This is a genomic window from Vibrio rotiferianus CAIM 577 = LMG 21460 (assembly GCF_002741985.1).
GTDB classification, from domain to species: Bacteria; Pseudomonadota; Gammaproteobacteria; order Enterobacterales; family Vibrionaceae; genus Vibrio; species Vibrio rotiferianus.
In genome coordinates this window covers 50,462-63,565 of record NZ_APHW01000110.1, presented here as the reverse complement: position 1 = coordinate 63,565, position 13,104 = coordinate 50,462, and the positions used below count along the sequence as shown (strand labels likewise).

At 45.1% G+C, this 13,104-nt stretch carries 13 protein-coding genes; 10 read left to right on the top strand and 3 right to left on the bottom strand.

The genetic code is table 11. From position 1 onward, the window contains the following. The coding region (locus B853_RS24645) for a phosphohexomutase domain-containing protein (protein WP_487247909.1) at nucleotides 1–748 on the bottom strand (748 nt) is incomplete at its 3' end. Nucleotides 749–1,078: 330 nt separating this feature from the next. Here B853_RS24645 and coxB point away from each other — a divergent pair. The 4 genes from coxB to B853_RS24625 are packed head-to-tail and all read left to right on the top strand — an operon-like array spanning nucleotide 1,079 to nucleotide 5,386. Further along, nucleotides 1,079–2,242, top strand: a complete 1,164-nt coding sequence (coxB, locus tag B853_RS24640) for a cytochrome c oxidase subunit II (protein ID WP_050568917.1) — start codon at nucleotides 1,079–1,081, stop codon at nucleotides 2,240–2,242. Further along, nucleotides 2,239–3,879, top strand: a complete 1,641-nt coding sequence (ctaD, locus tag B853_RS24635) for a cytochrome c oxidase subunit I (RefSeq protein WP_038882930.1) — start codon at nucleotides 2,239–2,241, stop codon at nucleotides 3,877–3,879. Before coxB ends, ctaD begins: the two co-directional genes overlap by 4 nt. A 20-nt stretch (nucleotides 3,880–3,899) precedes the next feature. Next, nucleotides 3,900–4,490: a cytochrome c oxidase assembly protein gene (locus B853_RS24630; protein WP_005535543.1), complete on the top strand. Its 591-nt coding sequence runs from the start codon at nucleotides 3,900–3,902 to the stop codon at nucleotides 4,488–4,490. An 11-nt stretch (nucleotides 4,491–4,501) separates the two neighbouring features. Continuing rightward, nucleotides 4,502–5,386: a cytochrome c oxidase subunit 3 gene (locus B853_RS24625; protein ID WP_038882931.1), complete on the top strand. Its 885-nt coding sequence runs from the start codon at nucleotides 4,502–4,504 to the stop codon at nucleotides 5,384–5,386. Between the two features lie 2 nt (nucleotides 5,387–5,388). On the opposite strand, the gene B853_RS24620 is transcribed toward B853_RS24625, so the two are convergent. After that, nucleotides 5,389–5,625: a DUF2909 family protein gene (locus B853_RS24620; protein WP_005425979.1), complete on the bottom strand. Its 237-nt coding sequence runs from the start codon at nucleotides 5,623–5,625 to the stop codon at nucleotides 5,389–5,391. On the opposite strand from B853_RS24620, the gene B853_RS24615 reads away from it, so the two are divergent. Genes B853_RS24615 through cyoE form a run of 4 tightly spaced genes read left to right on the top strand, consistent with a single transcriptional unit; the run spans nucleotide 5,624 to nucleotide 8,863 of the window. After that, nucleotides 5,624–6,391, top strand: coding sequence for an SURF1 family protein (locus B853_RS24615; protein ID WP_038882932.1), 768 nt, complete (start codon nucleotides 5,624–5,626; stop codon nucleotides 6,389–6,391). The two genes, B853_RS24620 and B853_RS24615, sit on opposite strands and share 2 nt — an antisense overlap. Further along, nucleotides 6,388–6,924, top strand: a complete 537-nt coding sequence (locus B853_RS24610; protein ID WP_038882933.1) for a hypothetical protein — start codon at nucleotides 6,388–6,390, stop codon at nucleotides 6,922–6,924. Before B853_RS24615 ends, B853_RS24610 begins: the two co-directional genes overlap by 4 nt. Nucleotides 6,925–6,936: 12 nt before the next feature. Next, on the top strand, nucleotides 6,937–7,956 hold the full coding sequence (locus B853_RS24605) for a COX15/CtaA family protein (RefSeq protein WP_038882934.1): 1,020 nt from the start codon (nucleotides 6,937–6,939) through the stop codon (nucleotides 7,954–7,956). Beyond that, entirely contained in the window at nucleotides 7,949–8,863 is a 915-nt protein-coding gene (gene cyoE, locus B853_RS24600) for a heme o synthase (protein WP_038882935.1), read from the top strand. The genes B853_RS24605 and cyoE overlap by 8 nt, the downstream gene beginning before the upstream one ends. A gap of 348 nt (nucleotides 8,864–9,211) precedes the next feature. Here cyoE and B853_RS24595 read toward each other — a convergent pair whose 3' ends face one another. After that, entirely contained in the window at nucleotides 9,212–10,210 is a 999-nt protein-coding gene (locus tag B853_RS24595) for an OmpA family protein (protein ID WP_038882936.1), read from the bottom strand. A gap of 453 nt (nucleotides 10,211–10,663) precedes the next feature. Between B853_RS24595 and aroG the strand changes: the two genes are divergently transcribed. Together aroG and B853_RS24585 are read left to right on the top strand one after the other, a co-directional pair. After that, nucleotides 10,664–11,716: a 3-deoxy-7-phosphoheptulonate synthase AroG gene (aroG, locus tag B853_RS24590; protein WP_038882937.1), complete on the top strand. Its 1,053-nt coding sequence runs from the start codon at nucleotides 10,664–10,666 to the stop codon at nucleotides 11,714–11,716. 187 nt (nucleotides 11,717–11,903) lie between these two features. Then, nucleotides 11,904–13,082 (top strand): MFS transporter, encoded by a 1,179-nt coding sequence (locus B853_RS24585; protein ID WP_038882938.1) that lies wholly within the window; start codon nucleotides 11,904–11,906, stop codon nucleotides 13,080–13,082. The last annotated feature ends 22 nt before the right edge of the window (nucleotides 13,083–13,104 follow it).

The window sequence follows — 13,104 nt, the reverse complement described above, 5'->3', positions numbered from 1 at the left end:
CAGCATCTGCAAGTAACGTTTCTGCCATGTCCGCACCGACACCGTGCATTGCCGTGTAAACGATCGAGATATCTGTGTTGTTATCTGGCGTAAGCAGTGCATTGTCATTCATTGCTTTGCGGTACGTTTGGTAGTACTCGTCTTCAAGCCAAACCAACAATCCTTTTTGCTTTGCATCATCTAGAGACATCAGAGGAAGCGGTTTAGTTGTTGCATCATCAATTTTTGCAGCAATACCAGAATCGTGCGGTGGAATAATCTGTGCGCCATTTTCCCAGTAGACTTTAAAGCCATTGTACTCAGGCGGGTTATGGCTTGCGGTAACGACGACAGCAGCTGCTGCATTCAGTTCACGGACACCAAAAGCAACAATCGGCGTCGCCGCTACTTTATAGGTCAGGTAGACCTTGATGCCCAAAGCAGTCAGTACGGAAGCTGTATCGTGTGCGAACTGTTTAGAATCCGGACGCCCATCATAGCCGATAACAACACCACGAGACGATGCATCTTTCACTTGTTCAATCAGGTAGTGGCCGAGACCTGTCGCGGTTTCTTGAATCACTAAGCGGTTCATGCGATTTGGGCCCGCGCCCACTTTGCCACGTAGGCCTGCAGTACCAAAAGCTAGGCGTGATCCGAATCGGTCTGTCAGTTCCAGTTCGTTGTTAGCATCGACGAGCTGCTGAAGCTCTTCGCGAGTTTTAGGGTCAGGGTCTCGTGCTAGCCATTGGGTAATTTGTGCTGTCATATTCGTCTTTCCTTAGCAGGGGGAGCCTACTTGTTTAGACACTTTTATCTAGAAAGTGTCTCAATGTTTTCTATTTAATAATGTAAATGGTTATCAATTACATTTCAAAGAGAGCAATCGATAAACCGAATTTATTTTTTCAGCCTGTACAGAATTTATTCATAGTTAATTTCTTGAAGAACTATTGAACTATAACTAGCCTTTTAACATAAATATAACAAAGAGTGCTGAAATCGTAGTTTTTGTGATTTTTCGTAAATTTGTTCGATATTTGCATCGGGAAGCAAGGAAGCTCGCGTAAGCGCAGCGGCTGAGCAGAGGAGAGATCTTTTGAAAAGATTAGCAACTACTCTAGTCTTATTAACGAATGTGATTTTTATCACATTTTCTTCGTCAAGTTGGTCAGAGCAAAATGATTACAACATGACGCGGGGTGTTACGGGGATCAGTGAGCAAGTGTATGAATTACATATGCTGATCTTCTATATATGCTGCGCCATTGCCTTTATTGTATTTGGTGTGATGTTCTATTCCATCTTCCGACACCGCAAGTCAAAAGGGGCAGTTGCGGCTAATTTCCACGAAAGCACCAAAGTGGAGATTATCTGGACTGTCATCCCCGTCATTATACTCATTGCCATGGCGATTCCTGCCACGAAAACGTTGGTGGCAATGGAGGACACAAGCCAATCTGACCTCACCGTTAAAATTACTGGTTCTCAATGGAAGTGGCATTACAGCTATTTTGGTGAGGATGTCGAATTCTTCAGTTTACTCGCAACGAGCCAGAAAGAAATTGAGGGCATTGAAGCAAAAGGGGCGCACTACTTACTTGAAGTGGATAACCCGCTCGTTCTGCCTATCAATCGTAAAGTTCGCTTCTTAATGACCTCAGATGACGTGATTCATTCATGGTGGGTGCCTGACTTCGCGGTTAAGAAAGACACCATCCCAGGGTTTATCAATGAAGCGTGGACCAAGATTGATGAGCCGGGTGTGTATCGCGGTCAGTGTGCCGAGCTTTGTGGTCGAGCACATGGGTTTATGCCCGTTGTTGTTCATGCAATGGCAGAAGACGATTTTGACCAGTGGATGGCAGATAAGAAACAAGAACTCGCTTTACAAAAAGCGGCCGCACAAGAAGCGTTGACGCTAGACCTCTCGATGGAAGATTTGATGGGACAAGGCGAGTCGATTTACACCGCGCGTTGTGCCGTGTGTCATCAAGCGAATGGTGAAGGTATTCCGGGCGCATTCCCAGCAATTAAAGGTAGCGAGATCGCCAAAGGTCCAGTTGTTGCACACATTGACGTATTGGTAAATGGTCGCGCTGGCACTGCGATGCAAGCCTTTGCTAACCAACTCAGCGATCAAGAGATTGCCGCTGTTATTACTTACCAACGCAACGCTTGGGGGAATGATACCGGCGATACTGTTCAAGCATCCGATGTTAACGCCTTTAAGGCACAAGAAAGTGCCAAGGAGGAAATATGAGTAAGCCAACTGACAAAGCGGTGAAGTCTGCACCTGCAGAAGCGCAAACGACCGCAAATACCACCATTGCGATTGAAGACGATCACGACCATCATCACGCGCCGAAAGGACTAACGCGTTGGCTCTACTCCACCAGCCATAAAGACATCGGTACGCTTTACTTGTGGTTTAGCTTTGCCATGTTCCTTACAGGCGGAGCAATGGCGATGATCATTCGCGCTGAGCTATTCCAACCGGGTTTGCAATTGGTTGATCCTCAGTTCTTTAACCAGATGACTACCGTGCATGGGCTTGTAATGGTATTTGGTGCCGTCATGCCTGCGTTTACTGGCTTAGCCAACTGGATGATTCCAATGATGATTGGCGCGCCGGATATGGCGTTACCACGAATGAACAACTTGAGTTTTTGGATCTTACCTTTTGCGTTCCTCATTTTGATCGGCTCTTTGTTCTTACCGGGTGGTGGTCCTGATTTCGGTTGGACTTTCTACGCGCCACTCTCTACAACTTATGGCCCTGACAGCACGGCATTGTTTGTATTCTCAGTACACATCATGGGTATCAGTTCCATCATGGGGGCAATCAACGTCATCGTGACGATTGTAAATATGCGTGCACCGGGCATGACTTGGTTCAAGCTACCTATGTTTGTCTGGACTTGGCTGATTACTGCGTTCTTACTGATTGCGGTGATGCCGGTATTAGCTGGTGCGGTGACCATGGTTTTAACCGACAAGTACTTTGGCACTAGCTTCTTTGATGCTGCGGGTGGCGGTGACCCAGTGATGTTCCAACACATCTTCTGGTTCTTTGGTCACCCTGAGGTGTACATCATGATCTTGCCGTCGTTTGGGATTATTTCGGCAATCATTCCGGCTTTCAGTGGTAAAAAACTGTTTGGTTACCATTCGATGGTTTACGCGACTTGTAGTATTGCGTTGCTTTCATTCCTAGTCTGGGCACACCATATGTTTACCACGGGGATGCCAGTATTCGCGGAACTCTTCTTTATGTACTGCACCATGTTGATTGCGGTGCCAACTGGGGTGAAAGTGTTTAACTGGGTGGCGACCATGTGGCGCGGAGCCATGACGTTTGAGACGCCGATGTTATTTGCTATCGCCTTTATTGTCTTATTCACGATAGGTGGTTTCTCCGGCTTGATGTTGGCCATTGTGCCAGCAGACTTCCAATACCACGACACGTACTTTGTTGTCGCTCACTTCCATTATGTCTTGGTATCCGGTGCGGTGTTCTCGATTATGGCAGCGGCGTATTACTGGCTACCGAAGTGGACGGGCAATATGTACGACCAAAAGCTCAGTCTGTGGCATTTCTGGTGCTCCATCATCTCGGTCAACGTCTTGTTCTTCCCAATGCACTTCTTGGGTTTAGCGGGGATGCCAAGACGTATTCCTGATTACGCCATCCAGTTTGCGGACATTAACCAAATCGTATCGATAGGTGGTTTCGCCTTTGGCTTGTCTCAACTTATCTTCCTGTGGTTGGTGATCAAATGTATTCGTGGTGGTGAAAAAGCAACAGCCAAACCGTGGGAACGTGCAGAAGGTTTAGAATGGACGGTGCCAAGTCCTGCTCCTCATCATACGTTCACAACACCGCCAAAAGTTGATTAAGAAAGCGTGAGGTGAGTGAGATGCAAAGTAATTCATCCAATAAGAAACTCACTATCAAGTTGCTGTTAGCGACTGCGCTGATGTTCGGCTTCGGTTTTGCTCTTGTGCCACTCTACGACATCATGTGCGATGCGCTTGGCATTAACGGTAAAACCAGTGATGTGGCAGCGATTCAACCAACGGGCATGCAAGCGGATATCACCAGAACCATTCGTGTGGAGTTTATGGCTCACGTAAGCCCAGATATGCCTTGGGAATTCAAACCCAAGGTTGTATCCATGGATGTTCACCCGGGCGAAGTGATTCAAACTGAATATCTTGCATTTAATCAAAGTGGTGAAGACTTGGTAGGGCAAGCTGTACCATCCGTATCGCCGGGTACTGGTGCGGCTTACTTCAATAAAATCGAGTGTTTTTGCTTCAATCAACAACCATTGGAAGGTAAGCAACAAGCGAGTATGCCTTTGATTTTCTACATTGAACCGGATGTGCCGGATTCAATTCATACATTGACCTTGTCTTACACACTCTACAAATTTCCTCCTCAGTCGGGCGAGTCGTCGGTAGTTAGCCTCTCAAGGAGTGAGCAACAGGCGGGTGAGCGTCTGTAAGGAGAGAACTTATGAGTAACAAGCCTGAGACCTATTATGTTCCTGCACAGAGCAGCTGGCCTATTGTTGGGGCATTTGCGTTATTCCTTGTTGCGGTCGGTGCTGGGATGACGGTTCAAGGTACCCAAAGTGATGGAGCGGTTGGCACACTTGGCGGCATTATTCTCGCGGTTGGTATGCTGTTTCTGCTTTACATGCTAGCAGGGTGGTTCAGTAACGTTATCACGGAGTCCCTTACCGGAAAATACAGTGCGCAAATCACGCGTTCATTTAGACAAGGAATGAGTTGGTTCATCTTTTCAGAAGTGATGTTCTTTGGCGCGTTCTTTGGTGCTCTGTTTTACGCAAGAATGATTTCGGTACCTTGGTTAGGCGGTGCCGACAACAACTTCATGACCCATGAAGTGTTGTGGCCAAGTTTTGAGGCGATATGGCCACTCACCACGACGCCAGGTGGGGAAACAACGCAAGCTATGCCATGGCAAGGGATTCCATTAACCAACACTATATTGCTGTTATTGTCTTCGATTGCCTTACATATGGCGCACATCAGCTTAGAACAAGACAAACGAACCGCACTGATTGTTTGGTTGGAAATCACTATCGTCTTGGCGGGCTTCTTCCTTTATTACCAAGCCGTTGAGTATGCGCACGCTTATCAAGACATTGGACTAACGCTGCAATCCGGTATTTACGGAAACACCTTCTTTATGCTGACGGGCTTTCATGGATTGCACGTTTGTCTCGGCACCATTTTTCTCATTGTATTGCTGTTCCGCATCGCCAAAGACCATTTCTCGCCGAAAGACCATTTTGCATTCCAAGCGGGTAGTTGGTATTGGCACTTCGTTGATGTGGTTTGGCTATGCTTGTTTGTTTTCGTTTATATGCTGTAAAGCTAGTAAGGGCGAGGGTTAGGGGCTATCCATCCAGCCCCTAGAGCAATCAGAAGGAGTATCACGACTAACGCAGAAAACATGACACGACGACCGAGGTAATGGCTCATTGGTTTACCTTTTTTCGATGAATCTTCAGGGTCTTCGCGAACCATTTCGATAAGCGCTTTTGCGAGGTTAAAGATGATGAAAAGCAGCAAAAGGACAAGCGTTAATTTGAACAGAAATACGGTGGACATGGCACCTCCGGTTTCGTCGTCGATACTATCGAAATGGGTTTGGGTTGCTGTCTTTTTAACTGTGGCTGTGTTTTCTCTATTGGTCAAACTGGGCTATTGGCAATTGGAACGTGGCAATGAAAAGCAGTTTTTGGAGCAAGCGATTTTAGCAAGGGCAAATACCTCTTATCAGGACATATCTGAAGTATTGGAAATGAACGATTGGCGAGAAGAGAGTGTTATAGGGGTTAAAGTAAAAGCGAATGTGACACCTGAACCACTCCCAATCATTTTATTAGATAACCAGACGTATCAGAGCGAAGTGGGTTACCTTGCGTTTCAAATCGTGTCGATGTCTCATGATCCTGCGACTCTGACGTTGCTTGAACTTGGGTTTGTGAAGGGAGAACGCTCCAGAGCCGTGTTACCGAAGGTTGAACATCTGACAGCGCCATATGGCATCACCGGGCGTTTGTATCGTAAATCAACTAATCCGCTAAGTTCAGACCTAATGGCTGAAATGGACGATACGATCAGAGTGCAAAACCTCAACATCAATCAACTTAGCCAACTACTTAACGTTGAGTTAATGCCAACGGTCATTCAACCCGACAATCTAACGCGATGGCCGTATTCATTTCCTTGGAACCCTTTACCTTTAACCAGTGCAAAGCACTTTGGTTATGCTTTTCAATGGTTCGCTATGGCTGGCGTATTTTTGCTTATCACAATCCTGATTTTTATTCGTTGGATTCGACAACCACGCTCACAAGGAGGTGAGAAATGACAAATGCAGTCACGAAAGGACGAATTGTATTGGTGTCTCTGATTTGTCTATTTGCCCTCCCCGCCATTATTGCCAAGGTTGTATTGAGTCAAGGTTGGTACGAAACGGGAGTAACCAATCGAGGTGAATTGGTTGAGCCATATATCACGCTCGAACAATTAGGTCAGCCATCGCCGTTAGACGAAAAAGGTTGGCAATTAGCGTATGTATTGCCCCCAGATTGCCAAAAAAAATGTCAGCAACAAATACACTTGATGCAGCAAAGCCATATTGCATTAGGTAAATATCAGGAGCGTGTTGTGCCTGTTATATGGACCTCGGAAGAGGCAAATGACGTTGACCAGAGCATTGTGGTGATGCAAATGAATGACGCGCTTTCATCGAGAGTGAAAGCAGGTCAGATGTTGATCGTCGATCCGCTCGGGCAGCTTGTGATGTCCTATACGCCTGAAGCCAATGAGGATTTGGTACGGTTAAGTAAGGACGTATTGGCGGACTTACGAAAACTATTGAAGTTGTCACGCGTAGGCTAGGGAGGGGGCAATATGACGTTAAGTGGTTTGGTTAGGTTCAGCCTGTGTCTTACTCTTGTGGTCATCATGTTAGGCGCATATACGCGACTGGCTGATGCAGGTTTGGGGTGTCCAGATTGGCCGGGTTGCTACGGTCAGTTATTCGTTCCTCAAACCGAAGCCGAAGTCACGAAGGCAAATGCGTTGTTTCCGGAGCGCGCAGTGGAGCAAGAGAAAGCATGGTTAGAGATGATTCATCGTTACTTCGCTGGAACTTTAGGCATAGTCATTCTGATGATGGCAATCATGGCGGTGAGATCCGAGCGAGTCGATCCGACGATTCCGGTTTTGCTGTGCATTCTTGTCCTTGGGCAAGCGGTATTGGGAATGTGGACTGTGACGTTAAAGTTGATGCCAGTGATTGTGATGCTGCATCTACTGGGTGGTTTTACGCTACTGGCACTTCAAGCGGTATTCTATTGTCAATTACAATCTCAGCGTAGCCTCTATTTCTCTCCCTCTTCGAAGAGCGTGAGAATCTTCTCATTTATCGCTTTTGGCGTGGTGTTATTGCAGGTACTGCTTGGTGGTTGGACATCATCTAACTACGCCGCCCTTATGTGCACCGCTTTACCGATTTGTGAGGGGAACTGGACCAGTTACTTATCTTGGAAAGAGGCGTTTTCGTTCTGGCAGGCAGGGGTTGATAACTATGAATTTGGTGTATTAGATTATCCAGCTCGAATGACGATCCATGTCAGTCACCGCATTGGTGCGATTGTTACTGCGTTCGTTGTGTTGGCATATTGCATTCTACTACTAAAACAAGATTCACATCATTCTCAACGTCTCGGTATCTGGATTGGCTGTGCTTTGACTTGCCAGATTTTACTGGGTGTCAGTAATGTTGTGTTCCAACTGCCTATCTATGTTGCGGTTGCGCACAATCTCGGTGCAGCCATCATGCTTACACTTATCTGCGTTAGTCAGTTCTATCTATGGCAAGGTAAGGCTCATTGGAGTCATCAAGCGAAAGGAGTTCGCTATGAGTAAAGAAATCGCGTTACCTCTAGCAAGTGGTAAGAAAAAGATTGGTTCAACCTATTTAAAACTGACAAAGCCTAAAGTGGTCGCCCTAATGCTTATCACAGCTGTCGTTGGTATGAGCTTGGCTCCGGTTGTTGACTTCCCATGGCTACAAGCTGCGATAGGTCTCATTGGCATTGGTTTGATGGCGGGGTCGGCGGCAGCGTTTAATCATCTCATCGATCGCCGTATTGATGCGCGTATGGCTCGAACGCACAAACGACCATTGCCTTCGGGTGATACCAATCCTATGTCTGTCGCGATTTTTGCTACTGCTTTGGGTGTGATTGGTTTTGTGTTGCTTTATGCCTTGGTTAATCCACTAACAGCATGGATGACTTTCTTAAGTTTGCTAGGCTATGCGGTGGTTTATACCATGTACCTAAAGCGCGCAACGCCACAAAACATCGTGATTGCGGGAATTGCAGGTGCAATGCCACCACTACTTGGTTGGACGGCGGTAACTGGAGAACTGCACGCCCATGCTTGGTTACTGGTGATGATTATCTTTATTTGGACACCACCACATTTTTGGGCGCTCGCGATTCATCGAGTTGAAGATTATCGCAAAGTGGATATTCCGATGCTCCCCGTGACTCATGGCATTGAATACACCAAAACTTCGATTCTTCTTTACACGATACTACTCACACTTGTTTGTATTCTTCCTGTGTTGGTGGGTATGGTTGGTTCGGTTTATCTTTTCTCTTCGCTGCTTCTCAATGCAGGTTTTATGTATCATGCTTGGAAGCTGAAGTTTTCCCCAGAGCAAAACAGCGCAATGGAAACCTTTAAATTCTCCATTTATCACTTACTCGCTCTGTTTGTAGCCTTGTTAGCTGATCACTATATTAGCTTGTTCTTTGCGCAATAAATGCGCTTTGTCAACGCCATTAAACCGTGCTTAAGAGGCGCGGTTTTTATTTGTATCCCACATTGATTGCCATACTTTATGGAATCCACACCGTTTTGAAACTGCTTACCTAAGCTTATTCGCTAGCTATTGGTAACCTTTGAAGTGTTCTCTGGTTGGCTATGGGAGTATCAGGTTATGCATTGCTGTTTACGAAGAAGAGCTTGAAGCAAGAGTGTGTGAGAGCGAACAACTATATTGTGTTAAGCCATGTGCTAGTTCGGGAGGTTCGAGTGGTAAATACAAATAGGAGGTAAACAAAAAGGGATGCTGAAGCACCCCTTTGACTAGGAATTAGAGCACAAACTCTTATTCTGGTTGTACAAGTTCTTCATATTGGAACTCAGGAACGAGTACTTCAACACGACGGTTCTTCTCTCGACCTTCATGTGTGCTGTTGTCGGCAACAGGGTTTTCTTCGCCCAAACCTTTCACTGTAAAGCGGTCTGCGTCAATACCTGCTGCGATTAGGTAATCAGCAACAGATTGAGCACGACGTTCAGACAGTTCTTGGTTGTAAACAGCTGAACCAGAGCTATCTGTGTAACCAGTGATTTCAACTTGAGCTTGAGGGTACTCATTCAAGAAGTTTACGAAGTTGTCTAGACGCTCAGATACTGAATCGGTTAGCTTAGCACTGTCGAATTCAAACGTACCTGTACCGTACTCTTCTTTGTGCATCTTTGTCATCATAACAGCTTCTTCGACAACAGTTTCTTCTACCACTTCCTCTACGATAATAGGAGCTGCGATAGGAGCTGCTCCGAATTTGTAGTTGAACCCTATACCGAAGAAGTTTGCATCCATATCATCGATGATATCGTCAGACATATCTTGATATCGTTGATATTCAGCCCTTAAGCTGAAGTTATAGTTCAATGTGTACTCAACACCTAATGAGCCAGTTGGTACGAAGTCTTTACCATTGTCATACATCATGTATGCAGCACCTACTTTAGCGAATAGTTGCCAAGAGTCATTGAGAGGCAAGTTAAACTTAGGAGCTAGGGTAAGAGCCCAAAGGTCGTCATCTATCACTCCGCTGTATCCCGCAGGCACTTTAAAATTACTATCAAAGTTGCCTAGGTAATCAGCGCCAAATTCAGCATCAATATAATCATTAAAGCTGTACCCGATGTGTAAACCTGCAGCGAACGATTCTTCGTCACATGGGCTGCTTGCATAACATGAGTCATCTAAGGTACCAAGTCCAATCTTGCCGCCAATATACGGTTCAGCGTTAACTGAGCCGATAAAGGCACCACCACTTGCTACCACTGCTGCTATTGCAATTGCTACTTTATTCATAGTATTTCCTTGTATTGATTGCATATTAACTCTTACTTTCCTGACAAATCAGAGCGATTATTGGTCATAGGATATTAGTTTAATATTTACGCCATTTAACATTGCGCTACATAATCTTATATCCTGATACATCTTTTTTCCTATAAACCGCGACAAACTTCTGATATTTCTTACATTGTAGACGCTTTTTTGTACTTGATTAAAAAGTAGGAACAATCTGATGAGAGTGTGTAAGTAATAATTTACGCCGTGTTTTAAAGTTAACGCTCTTTCATGAATTGCATTTTATATAAAAAAGTGTTTGCAACTATTCTCCTGAGCCGATAAGTTAACTGTATCGATAAGATCAAATGAGCCCACAGCCTTTGTGTTTGCTTACATTCTGAGCAGGTATACCCTGAGCAAAATTGAAAGAAATTGTGGGACAGGGATAGCAACTAGGAAGTAGAAGTAATGTTTCAAACTGATGATGTAAGAATTAATAGAGTAAAAGAGTTATTGCCACCTGTAGCAGTATTAGAGAAGTTTCCGGCAACTGAAACAGCTTCCACAACAACATTTGAATGCCGCAATGCGATTCATAATATCCTTGAAGGAAAAGATGACCGTCTTCTGGTGATTGTTGGTCCGTGTTCAATTCATGATCCAGACGCAGCGGTGGAATACGGAAAAAAACTCAAAATACTTCGTGATGAACTCGGCGAGCAGCTGGAAGTTGTAATGCGTGTTTACTTTGAAAAACCGCGTACCACAGTAGGTTGGAAAGGACTCATTAATGACCCTTATCTAAACGACACTTACAAGCTGAATGACGGTCTTCGAATTGGTCGTAAGCTGTTACTTGATCTAACAGATATGGGGCTTCCTACAGCAAGTGAGTTTTTAGATATGATCACGCCACAGTACGTAGCGGACCTTATTAGCTGGGGTGCTATCGGTGCACGTACGACTGAATCTCAGGTACACCGTGAGCTAGCGTCAGGTTTGTCTTGCCCAGTTGGCTTCAAAAACGGTACAGACGGCAACATCAAGATCGCGAGTGATGCAATTCGCTCTGCAAGCGCATCTCACCACTTCTTATCAGTTACTAAGTACGGTCACTCTGCGATTGTCGAAACGGCAGGTAACCCTGACTGTCATATTATTCTGCGTGGTGGTAAAGAGCCGAACTACAGTGCATCTCATGTAGCGCAAATCAAAGATGAACTAGGCGCTGCAGGTCTACCGAAGAAAGTGATGATCGACTTTAGCCACGCGAACAGCTCTAAGCAGTTCAAGCGTCAAATGCTGGTTTCTGATGACGTATCGGAGCAGATTACTGGTGGTGAAGAGGCAATCTTCGGTGTGATGATTGAATCTCACCTGATTGAAGGTCGCCAAGATTTGGTTGATGGAAAAACTGCAACATACGGTCAATCGATTACTGATGCATGTATCGGCTGGGAAGATACAGAAACAGTTCTACGTCAGCTATCCGATGCAGTAAAAGCGCGTCGCGCCAAGTAAACGTAAGCGTTTCAAATCCTTGAAAAGCCAGCACTCAGCTGGCTTTTTTAGTGCTCGAAATCGTTTTATCCCATTGATAGCCGAAATGACTCGATTATATAGGCCAATCTGTTGCACATATCCGATGTGTTTTAATCTCAAATCCGTTATGGTGTCTGAATAGATTAAAATATACTCAAGGATTGAGATGAATAAAAACGTCTGGCTACTCTCACTTTGCCAAGCTTTATTAATGACTGGGAACATACTTCTTATTTCCGTCATTGCTCTTATCGGCAAACAAATCGCGCCTTCTCCAAGTATGATTACGCTCCCTGTCGCATTTCAGTTTTTAGGATTGATGTCTGCGACTATTCCTGCTTCTTTAATTATGGGCAAACTTGGCCGCCGTTTAGGGTTCAGCTTGGGTAACGTTATTGGCATCCTTGGCGCATCATTGGCAACGTATGCGTTGTCGTTAGAGAACTTCACCTTGTTTTGTACTTCTACTTTTTTATTGGGAGTAGGGATTGGCTTCGGCACACTCTATCGATTTGCAGCGATTGAAGTTTGTGATGAATCTGCGAGGCACCGCGCAATTTCTATTTCAATGGCAGGTGGAGTATTAGCGGCAGTATTAGGGCCAAACCTTGCAGTCTACTCACAAAAGTGGTCAAGTGATGGACTCTATATTAGTGCTTTTGCGGTACTCATAGTTTTGTACATCACGGCATTAGTATTACTGCAAACGATACGATTTCCGCCGGCGCATGCTCAAAATGTCCATGCAAAGCCCGACACTCTCAAAGAAATAATCTATCGCCCTAACTTTATGATTGCAGTGTTAGCAGCGATGGTTGCTTATGCCGTAATGAATATACTAATGACGGCAACACCGCTAGCAATGATTGGTTGTGGCTTTGATTTTACAAGAGCTGCTGGGGTTATTGAATGGCATGTATTGGGGATGTTTGTTCCCGCTTTCTTTACTGGCAGCTTGATCGAGAAGTTTGGTGCAAAGAAGATGATATTGGCTGGCGGTGTACTGTTTATTGCTTGTATTGCGATTAATATGCATGGGCTTTCTATTTGGCATTTCAGTGCGGCGTTGATCTTACTGGGGGTTGGATGGAATTTTATGTTCATTGCAGCAACCAGCTTGTTTAGTCAGAGTTATAAAGCAAAGAATAAGAGTAAAGCACAGGCGTTCAACGAGTTTTTCGTGTTCAGTTGCGTCACCGTTACCGCACTTTTATCTGGTTGGTTGGAGTCGACGGTAGGGTGGCAGAAATTGAACTTGTATGTATTGCCCTTTGTTTTACTGGTGATGGCAATATTCTTAGTGAAGGAAAGAAACACAGCCCAACAAGGGACGATTAACGAATAATGCTACTTGTTGAGTAAGTTAT

What these genes read in the sequence shown, in the direction of transcription:
- ctaD (WP_038882930.1), top strand. Translation starts at nt 2,239, where the DNA reads ATGAGTAAGCCAACTGACAAAGCGGTGAAGTCTGCACCTGCAGAAGCG.
- B853_RS24630 (WP_005535543.1), top strand. Translation starts at nt 3,900, where the DNA reads ATGCAAAGTAATTCATCCAATAAGAAACTCACTATCAAGTTGCTGTTA.
- B853_RS24625 (WP_038882931.1), top strand. Translation starts at nt 4,502, where the DNA reads ATGAGTAACAAGCCTGAGACCTATTATGTTCCTGCACAGAGCAGCTGG.
- B853_RS24615 (WP_038882932.1), top strand. Translation starts at nt 5,624, where the DNA reads ATGGCACCTCCGGTTTCGTCGTCGATACTATCGAAATGGGTTTGGGTT.
- B853_RS24620 (WP_005425979.1), bottom strand. Translation starts at nt 5,625, where the DNA reads ATGTCCACCGTATTTCTGTTCAAATTAACGCTTGTCCTTTTGCTGCTT.
- B853_RS24610 (WP_038882933.1), top strand. Translation starts at nt 6,388, where the DNA reads ATGACAAATGCAGTCACGAAAGGACGAATTGTATTGGTGTCTCTGATT.
- B853_RS24605 (WP_038882934.1), top strand. Translation starts at nt 6,937, where the DNA reads ATGACGTTAAGTGGTTTGGTTAGGTTCAGCCTGTGTCTTACTCTTGTG.
- cyoE (WP_038882935.1), top strand. Translation starts at nt 7,949, where the DNA reads ATGAGTAAAGAAATCGCGTTACCTCTAGCAAGTGGTAAGAAAAAGATT.
- B853_RS24595 (WP_038882936.1), bottom strand. Translation starts at nt 10,210, where the DNA reads ATGAATAAAGTAGCAATTGCAATAGCAGCAGTGGTAGCAAGTGGTGGT.
- aroG (WP_038882937.1), top strand. Translation starts at nt 10,664, where the DNA reads ATGTTTCAAACTGATGATGTAAGAATTAATAGAGTAAAAGAGTTATTG.
- B853_RS24585 (WP_038882938.1), top strand. Translation starts at nt 11,904, where the DNA reads ATGAATAAAAACGTCTGGCTACTCTCACTTTGCCAAGCTTTATTAATG.